Source organism: Haloferax sp. DFSO60 (genome assembly GCF_046557615.1).
GTDB lineage: Archaea > Halobacteriota > Halobacteria > Halobacteriales > Haloferacaceae > Haloferax.
In genome coordinates, this window is the sequence record NZ_JBKIII010000001.1 from 419004 (window position 1) to 438324 (window position 19321).

Here is a 19321-nt window from a genome sequence, read left to right on the forward strand (position 1 = left end):
ATTACTCCGCGATTGCCCAACTTTCGAGGACTTCTCGTACCGCGACCGAGAGGGCGTTGAAGTCCTGCATCGTGATGCCATCGGTCGTGACGAACACGCCGATATCTTCGAGTGTGATGCGGACGAGATAGCCGTTTTCGAACACCCGAATCGTGTACTTGTACTCGCCGAGTTCCGACCCGCGATAGGCGTCTTGGGTCATCTTGAAGTCGTGCCACTCGTTGCCGATAAAGGAGTTCAGGTCCGCGGACTGTTCGAGGTCCGAGCGAAGGTAGACCTGAATGTAGTCGAAGCGGTTGAAGTAGGTCAACGAGCGGAGGCTATCGCCGACGGCGGTTCGGCACGTCGAGATGAGCCGTTCTTGTGCCTGTTCCGGAAGGAGTTCGGACATGTCTCTCGGTGTGCGACGAAGTACCAAATAACCGCCGCCTGCGGCAGGTGACGCGAACTACTCCGAGGAGTAGGCCTCACGGTAGTCGCGCTCTCGTCGAATGAGTTCTCCGACGCCGTGTTCGAGGATATCCGCACCGAGCGAGGTAGCCCGGTAGTAGGAAAACAGGCCGTGTTCGTCGGCCCGTCGTTGCTTTCGCTTCTCGACGAGTCCCACATCGACGAGTTTCTGGAGGTGGTAGTGGAGCGTGTTCGCCCGCATATCCAGCGCCTCTTCGAGTTGCTTCGGGCTCTGGTCGCCACCGTGAACGAGGCGGTAGAGCAGCGTAAACCGGGTTCTGTCGCCGATGGCCGCTTGCATGTCGAGGTACTCGTCCAGCGTGAGTACACTCGTCGGCGGCAGCAACTCGGCGGGGTCCTCTGGGAGTCCATCCGAGTTGACTGAGTTCGTGGCCATGTCTAGACTGACGACGTGAACCGACTTAACGATTCTTGAGTCGAAAAGTGCTGAAAAATCCGAACTTTATATACTGCCGGTGCGTGGCAGACGACATGGGTGGAGATATTTCTCGGAATGTGATTCGAAAATCGCTTGGGCGGACGACGTACGACCGGTTTCTCGTCTACGTGATGGGTCCGTACAAGTCGTTCAATCTGAACTACGTCCTCTCCGAAGAGGAACAGGCCGAATTCGACATCGAGGACTTACCGGGGCCGATTCGCCGTCTGTTCCAATCGCGTGAGGAAATCGACGGCGCACTCGCGCTCCTCCGGCGCGTACAGGGGTCGTTGCGAACGAACCCCGGCGTGAACGCCTTTCTCGCGGTGGATGTCGGTATCGACACCGACGAGGTGGACGCCGCGACACAGAGCATCGAGTACGCACGGGCGAGCAACGCGACAATCTTCGTTCTTCCCTATCTGGGTCACAACTTCGGCGTCGGCGAAGAGGCGGGTTCGGTACTCGAACGACTCTCGAAGACCCACGGCGACCGAATCGTCTTCGTCCACGAAGCGACGGTCACGAGCGAGATGATTCGCGCTGCCCGCGCCCGGTGGGACCTGCGCGTCGAAACCTACGACGACGAGGAAGAACTCGTCAAACGCGTTCGTCTCTTTGTCGCCGACATCATGAACCGCGAACTCCACGGTGACTTGGATAGACTGGACTAAGTGTAGGAGAGATTGGACTAAGAGTAGTCACCGTTGTATGTGACAGAAAGACGGATACTGTGACTCGGCGTACGGTCTGTGAGTTCGTACGATGACCAAGAACCCACGTGTGCTACCCCGGCGAACTGTACTCAGACTGGCCGGTGTCGGAGGTACTTCGCTTTTGACAGGTTGCTCGGGTCGCACGCCCGGACGGCGAACGTCGGAAACCACCAGGCACACTCAGACACCTGATTCTGGCGGGTTCGAAAGTGCGGCGTCGTACTCACGCTCTCGCAGGGGTGATGCAGTTCTCGTCTTTGCTGACGGCAGTCTCGCGTACGAAGACTATCGAGACGGCTATCGCCCATCGAGACCCCATCTGCTCGCGAGCGGGACGAAGACGTTCTGTGGCGTCATGGCCGTTGCCGCCGCCGAAGACGGTCTCTTTAGTCTCGACGACCGGGTGGCCAACATCATCAGCGAGTGGGAGTCCAACCAGCAGAAACGACGCATCACGATTTGGCAACTGCTCCAACTCACCAGCGGTCTGAAGACGAGCGTCGGAAACACTCCGAATTTCGAGGAGGCGCTGTCGATGCCGCTCGTTCACGAACCGGGTGAAGAGTTCAGGTACGGGCCCACAGCCTTCCAAGTCTTCGGCGCACTCCTCCAACGAGCGTTAGACGGTGAAGACCCGACGGACTACCTTCGACGGCGGGTTCTCGACCCGCTCGATGTCGAAATGGGTGGATGGGGTCGGGTAGACGGCGACCCACAACTCGCAGGCGGTGCCCTGATGTCGGCCCGAAACTGGCTCCGCTTTGGTCAGTTTCTCCTCGGCGATGGCAGTGTCGAGGGAACTCGCGTACTCGGAGGTGGCCTCCGTGAAACGTTGACGACAGCGTCAGCCGTCGCCCCTGCGTACGGATTGACTGTCTGGTTGAACGCGACCGTCTCTCCAGACAGCGACTTCGTCTCCCACGCACCGCTCACTGTCGATGGACCGAATCACGCGATTTACGATTCAGGTCCAGATGACCTGTTCATGGCCGCTGGTGCGGCGAACCAGCGACTGTACATCGTCCCGTCGAGAGAACTGGTCGTCCTCCGGTTTGGTCGAATCGACCGCGGGTGGGACGACGGCGAGTTTCTCTCCCGAATTCTCTAATCTCCAGTTCGGATTCCTAACTCACGCTCGAATCGACAGTCGAGCCATGCGATTCCCTCTCTGTGTCATGCTATGTGCTAGCTCACAGCAATTTATGTCGAATCGAATAGAGGTCTAACTATGCCCGACGATGCACTCGGCACGGCAATGCTCGATAGATTTCGTGGCTCGCTTCGCGCGCCCTGCATCTACCGCGACGGCGACGAAACCGCCGATGCCCACATCGTCGAACACTATCTCGTGTCTCAAGAACAGTGGCCGGATTCGAAGTGGGAGTTTCTCGACTCACTTCGAACGCCGCTGTTGGACGTTGGGTGTGGAGCAGGCCAGCACTCGCTCGCCGTGCAGGAACGCGGCGAAGTCGTCGCCTTCGACGTGAGTCCAAACGCGGTTCGCACCGCTCGCGAGCGTGGTGTCGAGAACGTGTTAGTTGGGAATATGTTCTCCCCACCAGTCGATGACGACACCGGGTTTGAAACACTTCTCGCAGTCGGCACGCAAATCGGACTCGCTGGTTCACTCGATGGCCTCGCAGAACTACTGGATACGTTCGCTTCACTCACGACCGAAACGGGCGAACTCGTCGTCGATTCGTACGACCCGACGAGCCTCACTCCCGAAACGTGCTTCGGCTACCGCGACGACCCGCGAGAAGGATTCGCCCGCCGACAGTTCCACGTCGAATACGGTGTCCTGCACGAACCGACACTCGACTTCTTGCTTTGTTCACCGGAGCGACTCGAAGCTGTCGCCGAGACGGTCGGATTAGACGTGCGCGAAGTCGTGGTCCCACACGAGGACTCGGCGTACTACCGGATGCGACTGAGATAGGTTAGAAACACACCCAGGTCGGCAACTTCTATTCGTCGAGCCCAGTGGCTGCTGTGACGTAGACACCGGTGATATCTGTCTCCTCGACAGTCAGTGTGACTTCGTCATCTTCCTCGACAGGCTGGTCAGTCACGACGGTTACTGCTTCGATTGGCTGACGGCGGAAAAACGCCCAGATGAGGTCCAATATCGAGGGGTGACCACCTCTCCGGAGGACGATAACGTAGCGTGACTCGGCTAACTCCTGAAGAGCGGGCGTCAGGTCGCTCGTGTCCAGTTCGTCCGGAGGGATGACGTGCAGGACCTCGCCCTGGATTGTCTCGGTCATAGTCTCAAAATGCAGGCGAAAAGAAAGAAGGGTGTGCTATCGATGCAATCGGAAAACGTCGATGAGCTATCGGGTGCCGATGAGAATCCACCTCGTCTGAGTCGGAGAATCCTTTAGACCAGCGTCGGTGCCACCGACTTCAGCGCCGCTTCGAAGTGTTCACGGGTGATTTTCACTTCGTCGGCGTGGTCATTCGCGGCCTCACCCTCGTAAGCGGCCGCAACGTCCTGAATCGCTCGCAACGCGGCATCTCGGCAGACAGCGGCGACATCTGCGCCCGTGTATCCGTCCATATGGGCAGCAACGTCGTCGAGGTCTACATCGGGACTGATGGGTTTGTTGCGGGTGTGAACGTCGAGAATCGCGCGCCGGGCGTCGATATCTGGTTCGGGGACCTCCACGTGCGTCTCCAATCTACCGGGACGGAGGAGTGCAGGGTCCAGTGCGTCGCGGCGGTTCGTCGCCGAGAGAACGACCAAGTTGGGGTTGTCGGCGGCGTTGTCCATCTCGGTGAGTAGTTGCGAGACGACGCGCTCTGTCACGCCAGAGTCCGAACCAACGCTGTCGCGGTTGGTCGCCAGCGCGTCGATTTCGTCGAAGAAGAGGATGCTCGGGGCGGCCTGCCGGGCGCGGTCGAACACCTCACGGACGGATTTCTCAGACTCGCCGACGTACCTATCGAGTAGTTCCGGCCCAGCGACGTGGATGAAGTTGACGCCGCTCTCGGCGGCGATTGCGCGGGCGAGCAACGTCTTCCCGGTTCCCGGCGGACCGTAGAGAAGCACGCCAGTTGGTGGGTCGGTTGCGGCGGCTTCGAACAGTGGCGCGTACGTCAACGGCCACGTCACGGCGCGTTCGAGCGTCTGTTTCACGTCGTCCAGCCCACCGACCGCTTCGAAGCCTTTGGTCGGTTGTTCGGCGACGTACTCACGCATCGCGCTGGGTTCGACTGTCGCCATCGCCGCGTCGAAATCTGCGCGCGTGACGGTTAGCCCCTCCACCGAGAGGTCGTCGTTGTCTCGGCGGACTCGTCGGAGAGCGGTCATCGCGGCCTCTTTGGCGAGCGATTCGAGGTCCGCGCCGACGAAGCCGTGGGTTCGTGAGGCAAAGCGGTCGATATCCACGTCGTCGGCCAGCGGCATCCGGCGCGTGTGGACTTCGAGAATCTCGCGGCGGCCGACTTCGTTGGGGACGCCGATTTCGATTTCGCGGTCGAACCGCCCGCCGCGACGAAGCGCCGGGTCGAGGCTATCGACGCGGTTGGTCGCGCCGATGACGACCACGTCGCCGCGAGCATCGAGACCGTCCATGAGCGAGAGGAGTTGGCCGACGACGCGGTTTTCGAGGTCGCCGCTGTCGTCGCGCTTGGCCGCGATGGAGTCGATTTCGTCGAAGAAGATGATGGCGGGGGCGTTCTCGCGTGCGTCTTGGAACACCTCGCGGAGCTTCTCTTCGGACTCGCCTTTGTACTTCGAGAGGACTTCAGGCCCCGAGATAGTCGTAAAGGAGGCGTTCACCTCGTTGGCGACCGCCTTTGCAATCAGCGTCTTTCCCGTCCCCGGTGGGCCGTGAAGGAGCACGCCTTTCGGCGGTTCGATACCGAGGTGAGCGAACACCTCGGGTTCGGAGAGCGGGAGTTCGATCATCTCACGGACGAGGTCGAGTTCGTCGTCGAGACCGCCGATATCTTCGTAGGTGACACCGGTTGCACGGCGCTGTGTCGAACTGTCGCCGGAGGTCACGCTCTTTACCGCGTCGCGGACGGTCGCGGCCGCGCCGCTGGCGGGTTTGCCCGTGACAGTCACTTTCGTCTCGTCGGTGACGCGGACGATGGCTTCGGGTTTCGTCTCGGCGACGACGAGCGTCGCACCGCCGAGTCGTTCGACGCGAACGCGGTCACCGATTTGGAGGGGTCGGTTTCTGAGTTCGGCTTTGACGACCGTCTCGATGGTCTCTTGGCTGACGCTAGTTCGCTCGAACACGCCGGGCGCAGAGAGTGCCACTGCTCGCGCGTCTTCGACAGCAACCTTCTGGATTCGGACGCTATCGCCGATTTTGACGCCAGCGTTCGCGCGCGTGTCGGCGTCGATGAGAACCGTGTCGCTGTCGGTCCCGGGCCGGGCGGGCCACATCTTCGCTACCGTCTCGCGCGTTCCGTCGATGACGACGGTCTCGCCGCTGAGGACGCCGAGTTCGCGTCGTGCCGTCTCGGGAAGTCGGGCGATGCCGCGACCCGCGTCTCGCTTCTCTGCGGCGCGGACCACGAGCGTCACCCCGTCTTCGGTCATGACATTCTCTTCGGATGGACCGGTCTTGAGGGTTCGCCCACGATAATCGTTTTAGTGATGGGTGTGGTAACGACAACCATGGTTGCCGCGACCCAGAGAGAGGGGGAGACGTGGTATCGATGCGACAAATGTGGAATGTTGTTCGACAGCAGGAGAGACGCGAAAGCACACGAGGACAACTGCGATACTGATAGCCCATCGTACCTCCAGTAGTCGGAGGCGAAATTAGACGGAAGGGTCGTGTTCGGCGGCGAGACGCTCGGCGTGGTCGAGTGAAGTTGCTCGCTCCCAGCGGACGCGCTCTGCGTCGCCGTATGCGAAGGCCTCTTTCACTTCATCTTTGAGGACGCCGACGCCGCGCCCGACGAGTTCGCCGTCCGAATCGCCCAGCTCGTAGTAGCCGTAGGCTTCTGGAATCTTCCCAATCGTCCCTTTCGAGAGCGGTTCCCAGCGTTTTCGGAGCATCACTCGGCGACGAACTCGTAGGCGTTCTCGCTCCAGTCGTCTTCGACGAAGACGAACACACGCCCGCGGGCGACTTCGGGGTCTGCTTCGATTTCGCAGCGGTGGCCCGGAGCACGGCGAACGACGACACCGGGGAACAGTTCTTCTTCTTCACCTTCAGCGAGAATCACGCGCCCAACACCTGTCGATTCGAGGATGTCGTCGTGGGTCTTGAGGTCGTTCACGTACATCATCACACCTTCCGTCTCGGTAGGGTCGGTGACGAGAACGTGTGTCTCTGCGCCGGGTTTGGTCTCCAGCGTGTCTGTGACCTTCTTGGGGACCCCTCGGTAGACGGTCTGGCGACCGTCGGTGTACTCGACTTGGACGCCGAAATCCAGCAGTTCGACGGCGAGGGTACTCGGCGCAACGTCGTTGCGGGCGTTGCTCATACCTCACGATTACGCCGGTGCGGTGAAAAGCGACGCGATACCACCTATCGAATCGGTGCCGTCTTACTTCTTCCATGTGACTCTGGAGCATGGTTGAGTCCGCCGATTCCTCACCGTCAGAACTCACGTACGACGACCTTGCTATTGGCGACACGTTCGAGCAGGGTGCGACGACGCTCACTGAGGACGATATCGTCTCGTTCGCCAGCGAATACGACCCACAACCCTTCCATCTCGACCACGCCGCCGCGGAGAACTCGATGTTCGGCGGCCTCGTCGCAAGCGGACTTCACACCTTCTCGGTCTGTCAACGGCTTGCGACCGAGGCGTTCTTCGCTCACATCGCCTTCATGGGTGGCCGCGGCATCGACGAGATGCGATGGCACCGACCGGTTCGCCCCGGAGACACGCTCTCGGCTTCGGTCGAAATCGCCGCGATGCGCGAGTCTGATTCGAAGCCTGACCGAGGCTACGTCGATGTGAACATCAGGGGGATGAACGGCGATGGAGACGTCGTCATCTCGTGGACGGCGCTGGCAATCGTCGGTCGAGTGGTCTGACTCGACTCTTCTCGACTGCGGTGGATATGGCACCGACCGCTACTTCTTTGCCTTCGCTCGTTTCCGTACAGATATGCACGGCCGAGCAACTGCCCTCGGAGCAGGCACTGTCCTCAACGCGCTTGCGACGAAAACTGGCTCTGCGTTCGCCATCGACGTCGAGACCACCGCGACGGTCGAATTGGACGACTCGGCTAGCGTCACTGGCCGTATCGACGGCGCACCCGACGCCGACACGCGACTCATCGAGCGCTGTGTCGAACTCGTCGTCGAAGAAGTCGGCGACGGGGAAGGCGGTACCGTCGAAACCGAGAGCGAGATTCCGATGGCCGCCGGACTCAAGAGTTCGAGCGCCGCTGCAAACGCGACGGTCCTCGCCACGTTCGACGCACTCGGACACTCGGTCGGTCCGACTCCCGACGACGCAATCACCCGTATCGACGCCTGTCGCCTCGGCGTCCAGGCCGCCCGCGACGTGGGCGTGACTGTGACAGGGGCATTTGACGATGCGTCCGCCTCGATGCTCGGTGGGGTCGTCATCACCGACAACGCCGAAGACGAACTCGTCGTCCGCGACGAGGTTTCCTGGGACGTGTTGGTGTGGACGCCGCCAGAGCGCGCCTACAGCGCCGACGCGGACGTCTCTCGATGTGCGAACGTCGCGCCGATGGCCAACCTCGTCACCGAAATCGCACTCGACGGGCGCTACGCAGAGGCGATGACCGTCAACGGTCTCGCGTTCTCGGCCGCACTCGACTTTCCGACCGACCCCGCCGTCGAAGCGATGCCCATCGCCGACGGCGTCTCACTCTCGGGAACTGGCCCGAGCGTCGTCGCAGTGGGCGACCGCTCGGACCTCGAACAGGTCAGAGAGTTGTGGGACGCCCGCGACGGCGACACCATGCTGACCACCACGCGAAACGACGGAGCACGAATTCTATGACAGAGAACACAGACACAGACTCGATTCAGAACATGACCCTCGACGAACTCCGCGAGGAAATCGAAGACATCGACCGCGGAATCGTCGAACTCATCGCCCGCCGAACGTACGTCGCCGACGCCGTCGCGCAGGTGAAAGCCGAAAAAGGCCTGCCGACGACGGACGAATCACAAGAAGAGCGCGTGATGGAACGCGCTGGCGATAACGCCGACCACTTCGAGGTCGATTCGAATCTGGTGAAGGCGATTTTCCGGTTGCTCATCGAGATAAACAAGGCAGAACAAAGACAGTCTAGATAGCACCAACCGGATGCGAATCGGCGTTTAGCGCCCATTTTGAGTGTCGCCTCTTTTCGGTATCCATTCAGCCGGTGCCAGTAGAGAGTCCAGCACAGTATCCCCACCACTGAGCGGTGCGTTCTAAAACCTCCAGAAGGTAGACAACTACGCATACATCTCTTTGATGCATGACGACTCCGCCCTCTCCGATACTCGATATTATTCTCTCAGGAACGGGCTTCACCGTCGCAACGTGGTGGTCTCTCCAAACACAGGATAGGCCACTGAATCGGCGACAAACACTTCTCACCGTCATCGGTCTCTTCGGAGGTGTCGTACTCTTCGGATTCACGTTCCTTCGATTTGGCTACATGAATGTGTTCGCTCCGCCTTCGTCTAGTTTCAGTTACGGACCCTTCTGGCGCGCCCTCCCCGCTCTCGCCGCAGAAGCAATCACGATTGCCTTATTCTCTCTCACATTTTTCAGGGATGCTCTCTGACCGACGAAGGTGTTAATGAACGTGAACGAGCAGACCGAATATGCACCTCTCCGAAGCCACCGCGGACGACATCCCCACACTCATCGAGTGCTGGTACGCGCTCGCCACAGAGACAGAACAGTACGACGATACGAACGAAATCGTGTACGACAGTGTCGGTGACGTTCCTGAAGACGGCTTTCGTGGCCACCTCGAACGCGACGACATGATGAACTATCTCATCGAAGAAGACGACACGACGCTCGGTTTTGTCACGCTTCGAACCGGCACACATCCGTCGAGGGCGTACACTAAATACATCGATATCGTGAACCTGCTCGTCAAAGCCGAGTACCGGAGCCAAGGGTACGGCGCTGAAGTCGTCGAGCGTGTCAAAGAACGTGCCAAAGAGAACGGCTGTGACCACCTCAAAGTCTCTTGTGAGTGGTACAACCGCGATGCACGGCGGTTCTACAAAGACACGGGCTTCGAAGAGAAGCAAGTGAAGTTCGTCCAAAAACTGACGTGACGAGTCGTATCTGGCGCTCCAAAATCCGCGTGACGAACTCTAAAATAGCATCTCCGAACGTTATCGGCTGACCTGAATCGTATTCAACTCGTCGTCGGTTACGCTCTCGCGCCACTGCTCTTGAGAGATTGTGTAGGTCAATAAGTCACGTGGTCCACCAAAGTCACCCGGTGGCAATGCATTCCGCATGATGCCGTCGTACTGCCCACCGTAGGTATCGACGTACTTCTCGATGGCGCGTTTCGACTGTTCGTTTTCGGGTTCGTGGCCGACGCTGACGAGTTCGAGGTCGAGGAGTTCGAGCGCAACGTAGAGCATCGCTCCGGCTCGCTCGGCAGAGTACCCGCGCCCCCAGAACGGCTCTCGAATCCACGTTCCGAACGAGAGTTTTCGCTTTTCCCATTCGAACCAAAGTTCGGAGACGCCGACGAACTCGTCGTCCGACTTCTGCCGAATGGCGTAGCTCGCCCGCTCGCTGGAGTCCCACGCCTCTCTACTCTTGGTGAGTTCGTCGAACGTCTCTTTTGGCGTCGCATGCGGCTTATCACCGAGTGGTCGCATTACTTCGTCCATCTCACCAGTGCGATGGTACTCGTACAGGTCGAGGGCGTCGATGGATTCGTGGAGCGGTTCGTAGGAGAGGCGTTCACTTTCGATGGCGGTGGGGAACATGATGATAAATGAGTTGAGTTGTGTTTGGGACCTGCGATAAAACCACTACGGATTCCGATTTGGTCGTGACTGGCTGGTCAACTTCGAGGTGATTCACGACTCGTCACTCGCTCCTTAGACAGCCGACATTTCCATACTGGTAGAGACCCATACACTTGGTGGGATGCCTACAAAGCAAGCCGAAACGAAATGGCAAGGTGGAAAAGACGGAAGCGGCGACTTCACGACCGAAAGCGGTGAAATCTCGGGGACGCTGAAATTCCCGACGCGCTTCGAAGACGAAGTCGGAACGAACCCAGAGGAACTCATCGGAGCGGCCCACTCTGGGTGCTTCTGTATGCAACTGACCGCACTCCTCGAAGGTGAAGGCTACACCGCGAACGAACTGCACACCGTCGCAGACGTACATCTCCGTCCCGCAGAAGACGGCGGATTCGAGATTCCGCAAATCGACTTGACGCTGGAGGCTGACGTCCCCGACATTGACGAAGCGACGTTCATGGACATCGCCAACACTGCCAAAGAGACGTGTCCGGTCTCGAAAGCACTCGCGGGGCCGGAAATCACGCTCGACGCGTCGCTCGTGAGCTAAACACACTGGACCATTTTTTCGACGTACATCAAAAATCCAGAGTAGCGGGTGTCGTCGAGCGTTGCGATTACTGAATGTTCTCGAATGCGTCGAGGCCCGCTTGCGCAACATCCATGTCTTCTTCGACCGACCCACCACTGACACCGAGGGCGCCCACAATCTCGCCGCCGTGGGTGAGTGGGAATCCACCACCGAAGATCACCATCCGGCCTTGGTCGGTGTTCTGAAGCCCATAGAGTGACTCGCCGGGCTGTGTCGCCTCTGCCAGTTCGTGCGTCGGGAGCTTGACGGCTGCGGCGGTGTAGGCCTTATTTTTCGAGATGTCGAGTGAGGCGAGCAACGCGCTATCCATCCGGTGTTGTGCGACGAGATTACCTTCTGCGTTCGTGACCGCAACCACCATCGGTGTCCCGATGTCGGTCGCCTTCTGTTCGCACGCGTCGATGACCACCTTCGCCGTTTCGAGTGTTACGGAGTCTACCATGTGAATCCCCATAGAGACACGAGTTATAGCGCCATAGTATTGTTGGTTATTTAACAAGAATGGTGGTGTCAGGTCGTTGTGAGAGACGACAAAGAGAATCACCGAGTTATACAGTGGTCTTCAGAGTGACTTTCTCAAAAGTGACAGAATGTTGTTGGCTATCTTCATATGAATCTGAATGTGGCGTTTCCTCGGGTTGGGCCAATCGTTCGCACATCTGTGTACTCCTCGAAAACCAGTCATACACCGAAGCAGTATGTTATCAAACATAACAATCTCTAGCCATTTTTATGTGCCTTGACAGAATATTAGCAGTCGATTCTACGGGGTTCAGACTCCGACTCGATGTAACGTCGAATCAGGCCGTCTTGCCCCCAGAATCATGGAGAGAGAACAATGGCAATCGCATCTGACAGCGGCCCCGACAAAGGAACAGTCGACGCAACACGAGAAGACATCCAAGATTCGCTCGGCCTCGTGCCGGGATTCTGGGAACTAAACGACGAAGACCTCGTCAACGAGTGGCCGAACTTCAAACGCTACGCGCTCGAAGAGACCGTGATTCCGGCGAAGTACAAGGAACTCATCGGTCTCGCAATTGCGGCGAATATCAAGTGCCCCTACTGCCAGCACTTCCACCGCGAAGCGGCCAAGATGCACGGCGCGACCGAGGAAGAACTCCGCGAGATTGCGTTCCTTGCGAGCTGGACCGCCCGGTACAGTTCACTGCTTCACGGAATGGATTACGACATGGACACGTTCAAAGTCGAGTTCGCAAAGATTGGCGAACACCTGCAAGAACAGATGGCAGACGATTGAGTTTCCAAGACCACCACTGTGGTGGCCCTTTTTTTGAGACAGAGCGTCGGTTCATCTCGGCTCTCAAAGCGCTGTACTCGTCACCTACTGGTTCAAGCACTCGGGCCGCGTATCAGTTTGCATGAATTCCACGCGTCGATATACGTTGGCGGTGGTGTTGGTCGTCCTCGCTGGTGTGTTGAGCGTTCTCGCCGCGCCGATGCTTCCCGACCAAATCGTCTCTCACTGGAACGCCGCGGGCGAGCCGGACGGAACGATGTCGAAGGCGTTCGGACTCGCCTTGTTACCCGTCCTCTCTGCGGTCTTGCTGGTGTTCTTCGTGGCGGTTCCCCGAATCGACCCCTACCGAGAGAACTTTGCGACGTTCCGCCCGTACTACGACTGGCTTATCGTCCTCGTGACGGCGTTCTTGTTCGTCGTCCACGCCGGAACCATCGCGTACAACCTCGGCTACGTGTTCGACTTCACACTTCTCGTCGTCGCCGCGGTCGCCGTGCTGTTCTACTACATCGGCGTGTTGCTTACTCACGCCGAGCAAAACTGGTTCGTCGGCGTCCGAACACCGTGGACGCTCAGCAGCGAAGAAGTCTGGAGACGAACTCACCTCCTCGCCGGGCGATTGTTCAAGTTCACTGCTCTCGTCTCGCTCGTCGGACTGCTGTTCGGCGAGTACGCGGTGTACTTCCTCCTCGTGCCCGCGCTGGCGACTGCGCTGGGGACGGTTGCGTACTCGTACTACCTGTACGAACACATCGACCACAGCGTCGAATCGCCAGACACCGGGCTGTGAACTCTCAAAATGGGTGAAGCTTTTTCAGCCCGCCTGCGCTCTCGAAGGTAGGTGACGTGTATTAACGACCACAATCGGTATTCTGCTCCAAGGACTAATTCTCGGGTTTTCGATTGCGGCCCCAGTCGGTCCAATCGGCGTCCTGTGCGTACAGCGAACGCTTTCTAACGGTCGGCTCTCGGGATTCGTCAGCGGACTCGGTGCCGCCTCAGCCGATGCCGTCTACGGTGCGCTCGTCGCGTTCGGAATTACAGCACTCTCGTCACTGTTGCTCGATTCACAAACAGCGATTCGCATCGGTGGCGGTCTCTTGCTCGTGTATCTCGGCGTCCAGGCGTTTCGCGCTGAGCCAGCCGAGCGCGACGAGTCGCCGACTGACGCACAATCGCTCGCCAAAGACTACGGTTCGACGTTCCTGTTGACGATTACGAACCCTGTGACGATTCTCGCGTTCGTGAGCATCTTCACCGGACTCGGCGTCGGTCTCTCGGGCAACACGCTCGATGCCGTGGCACTGGTCGGCGGCGTGTTTCTCGGGTCGGCCCTCTGGTGGTTCGTCCTGAGCACCGCCGTCAGTCTCTTCAGAACGAGGTTCACGGACGAGACGATGCGACTCATCAACCGAGTCGCCGGGGCGGTCATCGTCGGGTTCGGCGTGTTCGCCCTCTGGAGCGCGATTTGATTAGCCTGCGAGGGTGACGCCGATGAGGCTCCCGATACCGTAGGTCAACGCCGCCGCCGCGAGTCCGATTCCGACCTGTCGAAGCCCCGAGTACCAGATACTTCGGCCTGTCAAGAGCGTGATTCCCGCCCCGATGACGAACAAGGCGACTGCACTCAGCACGAGACTCGTTGTGACCGCGACGAGACCGGTCAAGAAGAAAAACGGTAGGACAGGAACGATTGCACCGAGTGCGAAGAGGACGAACGACGCGCCTGCGGCCTCCCAGGCAGAGCCACCGAGTTCTTCGGGGTCGATGCCGAGTTCTTCGCGGGCGAGCGTATCGAGTGCCGTCTCTTCGTCGCTGATGAGTTGGGCCGCCAGTGCCGACGCCTGTTCTTTCGAGAGTCCTTTCGCTTCGTAGATGAGTGCCAACTCTTGTTCTTCTTCGTCGGGTATCTCCGCGAGTTCGCCCGCTTCGATGTCGATTTGACGTTGATAGAGTTCGCGCGAACTCTGCACCGAGAGCCACTCGCCCATCGCCATCGAACCTGCCCCGGCGATGAGTCCCGCGAGGCCGGTGATGAGAATCGCCGTCGAATTGAGCGCCGCACCCGCGACACCCATCACGAGACTGAGGTTGGAAACGAGGCCATCGTTCGCGCCGAGGACCGCCGCACGAAGTGCGTTTCCGCTCGTTGCGCGGTGTCGGCCCTCTAATCGAGCTAACACGCCACCTTCGACACCTCGCCCCGGTGTCTCTTCGATAATCGATAGCAGTCGGTCGTGCGAACGCTCGTCTACGTGCATTCCTATCGACTGCGCTTCGGGTTGGGCCGCGTAGCCTTGTCCGCCTGCCATCTCTCCCGAGCGCATCGTCGAAAGCACCACACTGGGTCCGAAGCGGCGTGCAATCCACGCCAAGGTTCGGGCGCGAATCGATGGACGCGGTTCGGCATCCTCACTTCCCGCTTCCCGTAGTTTTTCGGCCCAGAAGTCGGCGTGTGCCAACTCAGTATCGGCTAATCGCCTGTAAACTTCGGCGAGTTGCGGGTGCGACTCCGCGGCGGCCATCGCTCGATAGACCGTCGCACTATCAATCTCGTCTTGCCGGTTGCGCCGATAGCGTGCAGTAGCATCCTGAATACTCATTGTCACCTCACCGTGCTGGACTAGAAGGTCACACTGGCGCAAATAGATTTGTCGTCCGAGAAATTGGTTCTACGGGGCAATTCCGAGTACGTGTGTTCTCTCAACTCCACTCTACTCGATACGGTCTGTGTGGTTCGAAACGGTGTTTCCGAACGTGGTTCCCGAGGCGGCCGGATACTTCGGTGGGCTGCTCTTGCTCTCTTACGCATCTGTCCTCGTAAGTAGGTTCGTCAAGTTGTAGGCGACAGAGCAGAGATTCATTCTCTCAACTCTCGCCTCAATTTATTGCCACTCCCATCGTAGAATCGCGTAGCGGCGCATCGATTTCGCGCCGAATCTATGAGCACACAACAAACTGAGACGGCAGATGTCATCGTAGTCGGCGGCGGTCCCGGCGGGACGGTCTTGAGTTATCTTCTCGCCCGAAGCGGTGTGGACGTCGCGCTCGTCGAACGGGCCGCCGATTTCGACCGGGAATTCCGTGGGTTCGGCTACACTCCCGGTGCAGTCGAACTATTCGCACAGATGGGGTTGCTCCCGAAGATTCTCCGCCTCGACCACGAGACGGTTCGCCGCGGCGAGGTCATGCTCTACGGCCAACCGGTTCACGTCCTCGATTTCGACGTTCTCGACACCGACTACCCGTACGCCTTGCTCATGGAGCAACCCGCGCTGTTAGAACTCCTCGTCGAGGAGGCGAGCGCCTACGACGAATTCTCGTTCTATCCAGCGACGACCGTCGCGGACCTCATTTCGGAAGATGGTCGCATCGTCGGCGTTCGCGCCCACGACCGCGCCCGCAACGTGGATATCGAGTTCCGTGGGTCGCTCGTCGTCGGTGCAGATGGTCGGTTCTCGTCGGTTCGCTCGAACGCGGAAATCGACCCCGGTCTGTCCGAGTCGTCACTCGAACTCATCTGGTTCAAACTCCCGTCCGAAGAAGTCGGCGCGGCGAGTCAAGGGAGAATCGAACGCGAGGGCTTGTTGCTCTACTTCGGCGTCGGTGGCGGAGAGTTACAGGTCGGGTGGTTCATCGAGAAGGGAACCTATCCGGAAGTCAGAGAAGCGGGAATCGACGCATTCCGCGAGCAACTCGCCGATATCGACCCGCGAATTAAGCCCGCACTCGATGCGCACCTGACGAGTTTCGACCAGTGTTCGCTGCTCAACATTTCACCAGGAATCGCCGACGAGTGGGTTCGAGACGGCCTCTTGCTCATCGGCGATGCCGCACACGTCGCCTCCCCAGTCGGCGCACAAGGGAACTTCCTCGCCATTCAGGACGCCGCCGTCGCTCACGAGGTTGTCACTGATGCACTTGCTGACGAGCAGTTCGCGGGCGACGACGGCGTGATTTCGGCATCGGCGCTCGCGTCCTACGAATCTCGTCGTCGCCCCGTCATCGAAGAGATAATCGGTCTCCAACGACGCTCGGAGGGGTCGCTCTCACTGTTCGTCAATCACGGTGACAAACTCCCGCCGTCGCTGATTCGCCTGCTCGCTGTCGCGGCGTCGAAGGTAATTCCTCGTTCGAAAACGCTCAGAAAAGGCATCGAGCGGTTCGCGTTCGGCCCGGACCGTGTGACAGTCGAGACGAGTCGGTTCGTGGATTAGTTCGTCGCCTGCGGGGCGTTGTACGCCTTTGCGTAGCGGACGAAGTTTTCGAGGACGCGAAGACCGGTCTCGTCGCTCTTTTCGGGGTGGAACTGCGTTCCCATGACGTTTCCTGCTTCGTTTACGGCCATCGCGGCGAAGTCGAACCCGTAGTCGCAGGAGGCAATCGTGTGGTCTGCGCGAGGCGACCCAAAGGAGTGGACGAAGTAGGCGTAATCGTCGTCGTCGATGCCCTCTGCGAGTTGGTGGTCCGACTCGATGGTGAGTTCGTTCCATCCCATGTGGGGGACTTTGACCTCGTCGTTCGGGAGTCGTTCGACGCGACCCGAAATCAAGTCCAGTCCCTCGATTGTCTCGCCTTCTGGCGCGCCTTCTGTACTCTCGGTAAAGAGGAGTTGTAGCCCGACGCAGATGCCGAGAATTGGGGTGTCTTCGGCGGCGTCGATGAGCACGTCGTGGAACGGTTCGGAGTTGCGAATGCACTCTTCGAATGCGCCGACACCGGGGAGAACGAGGGCGTCGGCTGCGGCGAGTTCCTCCGGGTCGTCGGAGACCGTCACGGTCGCTCCGGCCCGTTCGAGGCCGCGCTGAAGACTCCGAAGGTTGCCGACTCCGTAGTCGATGATAGTAACCTTCACAGCGCTCGTTTGCTGGCGCGAACTATAGGGGTTCGCATCGGGGGAATAGTGACCGCGACGAGACCCTGAGCCGACTTACCGGTTCGATTCGAACCACGAAACCGCGAAGTCGACGAGCGCGGGTTGGTCGATGAGCGTACACTCGGCCGCACCGACCTCGCCTTTCGTCGCACCGATTTCGGCTTCGAACGCCGCACCGACTGCCTCGAAATCTTCGGTGTTGGTCATGACATCCGTGTATTCGACAGAGACACGTTCACCATCGCGGACGAGCGGGAACGCGTAGTTCACTTCTTCGAGGTCGATATCCGCTCGCATTTCGGCGAGATGGAGCGACGTGTTGCGGTCGTAGCCGACGCCGAGGAGAAGTACCTTCCCACCACGGTCGTAGACACGGGCAAGTGGTGACTCGTCGCCGAGTCCGTAACTCGGGCTGTGATTGCTCGTGACCTCTTCGGCACCCGCACCCCACGCGGCGAACGATGACGTTGGGTGGTTACTTCGCAGGACACCGGGGTAGTTTCTGAAACACTCCGGAATCGCGCCCATGCCGCGAGTCGGCGTCACCTCGGGGCGAAAAGGTGGTCGCTCTTCGCGGATGATCTCGACCCAGTGGTCGGGCACGGGTGGGCTCTCCCACCACTCCGGGTCGCTGTACTGGAAGGAGTGCGTCGGCATGACGAGCGTCCCATCTTCGGTGAGGACTTCTTGGAGGGCATCGACCACCGCAGGTGCGTCGCCTGCAACCCAGCCGAGCGAACTCAACGAGGAGTGAACGAGGAGGGTGTCGCCCGCGTTGACGCCGAGGTCTTGGAAATCAGAGACGAGCGTCGAAATAGTGACGGGGTCATCGACCTTGTCGATGGCGTCTGCTTCGGTCATATTTCCGCCGTCTCTCGGTTTTGGTATGAGTTTTCTGTTAACGGGTCAACGAGCCGAAACGATAATGCGGTGGGTTCGAATCGTTCGAGTATGTCCGAACTCTCCGCTGGGCAAGCCCTCGCCTACGCCACCGAAGACGAACCGCTGAAACTCTACGCCGTCATCGTCGGCGGGTGGTTCGTCACCCTTGGCTCCTTCGTGCTGTTCTGGATGGGAGGAGTTGCGCTCGCACTCGGGGTACTCGGAATCCTTCTCGGTATCACTGGAATACTCGTCGGCATCGTCGCACTCGTACACAAAGTCCTCCACGACGCCCCAATCAGTGAAAAGACCGATTAATCGAGGTACGTCTCTGCCAGCGCGTCGAGTGCTTCGTGGCGGCGGGTCGTGTGTGGTGCCGTGAGCGGCGATACCGAGACGTAGCCGTCGATGACGGCACGGCGGTCGGTTCCTTCGGGGTCTGGGATGTCTCCATCGCGCATCCGTTCCCACACTCGGTCGTGAAGCCTGACGAGACCCTCTTCGTACTCGGCGGTCATGTCGTACATCTCCGAGGGTTCGGTGACTTGCATATCTGCTGGCCCCGCGTCCGAGTCGTACATGGGCGCGTTGACGTTGAGGTAGTCACACTGGCCGAAGACGCCCGCGCCGACGGCGTGTTTGGCGAAGTAGGTCGCCGCGCGTGTGGCGTTTCGGTAGTCTCGCGGGTCGGTGGCTTGCTCGTGCCACGGCGTCTCGCCGTTGCCGGGAACGTAGAGTGAGAGCGCGATTGCGGGCACGTCGAAGAACGCGGCTTCGACGGCGGCGCTGACGGTTCCCGACCGTCCGAGGACGTAGGCACCGATGTTCGCGCCTTTGTTGATACCGGAGACGACCATATCCACGTCGGGACAGAGGGCTTCGAGACCGGCGACCGTACAGTCGGCAGGCGTCCCCTCCAGTGCGTATCCCATCTCGTGTTCGACGACGACGGCGTCGTTCGACATCTTGCGGCCGACGGCGCTCTGGTCGGTTGCAGGTGCGACAGCCGTTACGTCGGCAAATTCGGAAAGGGCGTCGTAGAGGGCGCGAAACCCGACGCTCTCGATACCGTCGTCGTTCGTCAACAAGATAGAACGGTCGCTCATGAGTGCGACTGGGGAGGGAACGCGCAAAAAGCCACGTGTCGCGGC

General features: G+C 59.6%; 25 protein-coding genes. 13 read left to right on the plus strand and 12 right to left on the minus strand.

All coding sequences use genetic code 11. The annotated features are described in order from the left end of the window. Position 1: 1 nt before the first annotated feature. Together ACK509_RS02125 and ACK509_RS02130 are read right to left on the minus strand one after the other, a co-directional pair. On the minus strand, positions 2–391 hold the full coding sequence (locus ACK509_RS02125; protein WP_410764850.1) for a hypothetical protein: 390 nt from the start codon (positions 389–391) through the stop codon (positions 2–4). A 57-nt stretch (positions 392–448) separates the two neighbouring features. Next, positions 449–847: a helix-turn-helix domain-containing protein gene (locus ACK509_RS02130; RefSeq protein WP_410764851.1), complete on the minus strand. Its 399-nt coding sequence runs from the start codon at positions 845–847 to the stop codon at positions 449–451. A gap of 95 nt (positions 848–942) precedes the next feature. Between ACK509_RS02130 and ACK509_RS02135 the strand changes: the two genes are divergently transcribed. The 3 genes from ACK509_RS02135 (at position 943) to ACK509_RS02145 (ending at position 3544) form a co-directional block, all read left to right on the plus strand. Then, on the plus strand, positions 943–1563 hold the full coding sequence (locus ACK509_RS02135) for a hypothetical protein (protein WP_410764852.1): 621 nt from the start codon (positions 943–945) through the stop codon (positions 1561–1563). A 163-nt stretch (positions 1564–1726) separates the two neighbouring features. After that, entirely contained in the window at positions 1727–2713 is a 987-nt protein-coding gene (locus ACK509_RS02140; protein WP_410764853.1) for a serine hydrolase domain-containing protein, read from the plus strand. Between the two features lie 120 nt (positions 2714–2833). Beyond that, positions 2834–3544: a class I SAM-dependent methyltransferase gene (locus ACK509_RS02145; RefSeq protein WP_410764854.1), complete on the plus strand. Its 711-nt coding sequence runs from the start codon at positions 2834–2836 to the stop codon at positions 3542–3544. Positions 3545–3572: 28 nt separating this feature from the next. Here ACK509_RS02145 and ACK509_RS02150 read toward each other — a convergent pair whose 3' ends face one another. The 4 genes from ACK509_RS02150 to ACK509_RS02165 form a co-directional block, all read right to left on the minus strand. After that, entirely contained in the window at positions 3573–3872 is a 300-nt protein-coding gene (locus ACK509_RS02150) for a hypothetical protein (RefSeq protein WP_410764855.1), read from the minus strand. A 113-nt stretch (positions 3873–3985) separates the two neighbouring features. Next, positions 3986–6160, minus strand: a complete 2175-nt coding sequence (locus ACK509_RS02155) for a CDC48 family AAA ATPase (protein ID WP_410764856.1) — start codon at positions 6158–6160, stop codon at positions 3986–3988. 225 nt (positions 6161–6385) lie between these two features. Then, positions 6386–6625, minus strand: a complete 240-nt coding sequence (locus ACK509_RS02160) for a hypothetical protein (RefSeq protein ID WP_410764857.1) — start codon at positions 6623–6625, stop codon at positions 6386–6388. After that, positions 6625–7056: a DUF5796 family protein gene (locus ACK509_RS02165; protein ID WP_410764858.1), complete on the minus strand. Its 432-nt coding sequence runs from the start codon at positions 7054–7056 to the stop codon at positions 6625–6627. Before ACK509_RS02165 ends, ACK509_RS02160 begins: the two co-directional genes overlap by 1 nt. A gap of 89 nt (positions 7057–7145) precedes the next feature. Between ACK509_RS02165 and ACK509_RS02170 the strand changes: the two genes are divergently transcribed. The 4 genes from ACK509_RS02170 to ACK509_RS02185 all read left to right on the plus strand — a co-directional run bounded on the left by ACK509_RS02170 (position 7146) and on the right by ACK509_RS02185 (position 9845). Further along, positions 7146–7616 (plus strand): MaoC family dehydratase, encoded by a 471-nt coding sequence (locus ACK509_RS02170; protein WP_410764859.1) that lies wholly within the window; start codon positions 7146–7148, stop codon positions 7614–7616. A gap of 73 nt (positions 7617–7689) precedes the next feature. Further along, positions 7690–8559, plus strand: a complete 870-nt coding sequence (locus ACK509_RS02175) for a shikimate kinase (protein ID WP_410764860.1) — start codon at positions 7690–7692, stop codon at positions 8557–8559. Next, positions 8556–8858 carry a chorismate mutase gene (locus ACK509_RS02180; RefSeq protein ID WP_410764861.1) on the plus strand — a complete coding sequence of 101 codons (303 nt, stop codon included), beginning with the start codon at positions 8556–8558 and terminating at the stop codon, positions 8856–8858. Before ACK509_RS02175 ends, ACK509_RS02180 begins: the two co-directional genes overlap by 4 nt. Before the next feature lie 519 nt (positions 8859–9377). Next, on the plus strand, positions 9378–9845 hold the full coding sequence (locus ACK509_RS02185; protein ID WP_410764862.1) for a GNAT family N-acetyltransferase: 468 nt from the start codon (positions 9378–9380) through the stop codon (positions 9843–9845). 60 nt (positions 9846–9905) lie between these two features. Here ACK509_RS02185 and ACK509_RS02190 read toward each other — a convergent pair whose 3' ends face one another. Then, positions 9906–10517 (minus strand): GNAT family N-acetyltransferase, encoded by a 612-nt coding sequence (locus ACK509_RS02190; RefSeq protein WP_410764863.1) that lies wholly within the window; start codon positions 10515–10517, stop codon positions 9906–9908. Positions 10518–10680: 163 nt separating this feature from the next. On the opposite strand from ACK509_RS02190, the gene ACK509_RS02195 reads away from it, so the two are divergent. Continuing rightward, on the plus strand, positions 10681–11109 hold the full coding sequence (locus ACK509_RS02195) for an OsmC family peroxiredoxin (RefSeq protein ID WP_410764864.1): 429 nt from the start codon (positions 10681–10683) through the stop codon (positions 11107–11109). Between the two features lie 67 nt (positions 11110–11176). On the opposite strand, the gene ACK509_RS02200 is transcribed toward ACK509_RS02195, so the two are convergent. Continuing rightward, the gene (locus ACK509_RS02200; RefSeq protein WP_410764865.1) at positions 11177–11593 is read right to left on the minus strand and encodes a GlcG/HbpS family heme-binding protein; all 417 of its coding nucleotides are present in this window, start codon (positions 11591–11593) and stop codon (positions 11177–11179) included. Between the two features lie 396 nt (positions 11594–11989). On the opposite strand from ACK509_RS02200, the gene ACK509_RS02205 reads away from it, so the two are divergent. From ACK509_RS02205 to ACK509_RS02215, 3 genes are all read left to right on the plus strand, one after another. Continuing rightward, a complete protein-coding gene (locus tag ACK509_RS02205; RefSeq protein WP_410764866.1) occupies positions 11990–12412 on the plus strand; it encodes a carboxymuconolactone decarboxylase family protein in 423 nt (140 codons plus the stop codon). A 121-nt stretch (positions 12413–12533) separates the two neighbouring features. Further along, complete coding sequence (locus ACK509_RS02210; protein ID WP_410764867.1) at positions 12534–13202, plus strand: SdpI family protein; 669 nt, start codon at positions 12534–12536, stop codon at positions 13200–13202. A 142-nt stretch (positions 13203–13344) separates the two neighbouring features. After that, on the plus strand, positions 13345–13884 hold the full coding sequence (locus tag ACK509_RS02215) for a LysE family translocator (protein WP_410766235.1): 540 nt from the start codon (positions 13345–13347) through the stop codon (positions 13882–13884). Here ACK509_RS02215 and ACK509_RS02220 read toward each other — a convergent pair whose 3' ends face one another. Beyond that, the gene (locus ACK509_RS02220; protein WP_410764868.1) at positions 13885–15015 is read right to left on the minus strand and encodes a VIT1/CCC1 transporter family protein; all 1131 of its coding nucleotides are present in this window, start codon (positions 15013–15015) and stop codon (positions 13885–13887) included. 339 nt (positions 15016–15354) lie between these two features. On the opposite strand from ACK509_RS02220, the gene ACK509_RS02225 reads away from it, so the two are divergent. Further along, complete coding sequence (locus ACK509_RS02225; RefSeq protein ID WP_410764869.1) at positions 15355–16629, plus strand: FAD-dependent monooxygenase; 1275 nt, start codon at positions 15355–15357, stop codon at positions 16627–16629. On the opposite strand, the gene hisH is transcribed toward ACK509_RS02225, so the two are convergent. Then, positions 16626–17267: an imidazole glycerol phosphate synthase subunit HisH gene (gene hisH, locus ACK509_RS02230; RefSeq protein WP_410764870.1), complete on the minus strand. Its 642-nt coding sequence runs from the start codon at positions 17265–17267 to the stop codon at positions 16626–16628. The genes ACK509_RS02225 and hisH overlap by 4 nt on opposite strands. A 75-nt stretch (positions 17268–17342) precedes the next feature. Next, on the minus strand, positions 17343–18149 hold the full coding sequence (locus ACK509_RS02235; RefSeq protein ID WP_410764871.1) for an aminoglycoside N(3)-acetyltransferase: 807 nt from the start codon (positions 18147–18149) through the stop codon (positions 17343–17345). A gap of 90 nt (positions 18150–18239) precedes the next feature. Here ACK509_RS02235 and ACK509_RS02240 point away from each other — a divergent pair, with 90 nt between their 5' ends. Then, complete coding sequence (locus tag ACK509_RS02240) at positions 18240–18488, plus strand: hypothetical protein (protein WP_410764872.1); 249 nt, start codon at positions 18240–18242, stop codon at positions 18486–18488. Here the strand turns inward: ACK509_RS02240 and surE are convergent. Continuing rightward, on the minus strand, positions 18485–19276 hold the full coding sequence (gene surE, locus ACK509_RS02245; RefSeq protein WP_410764873.1) for a 5'/3'-nucleotidase SurE: 792 nt from the start codon (positions 19274–19276) through the stop codon (positions 18485–18487). The genes ACK509_RS02240 and surE overlap by 4 nt on opposite strands. Between the last annotated feature and the right edge of the window lie 45 nt (positions 19277–19321).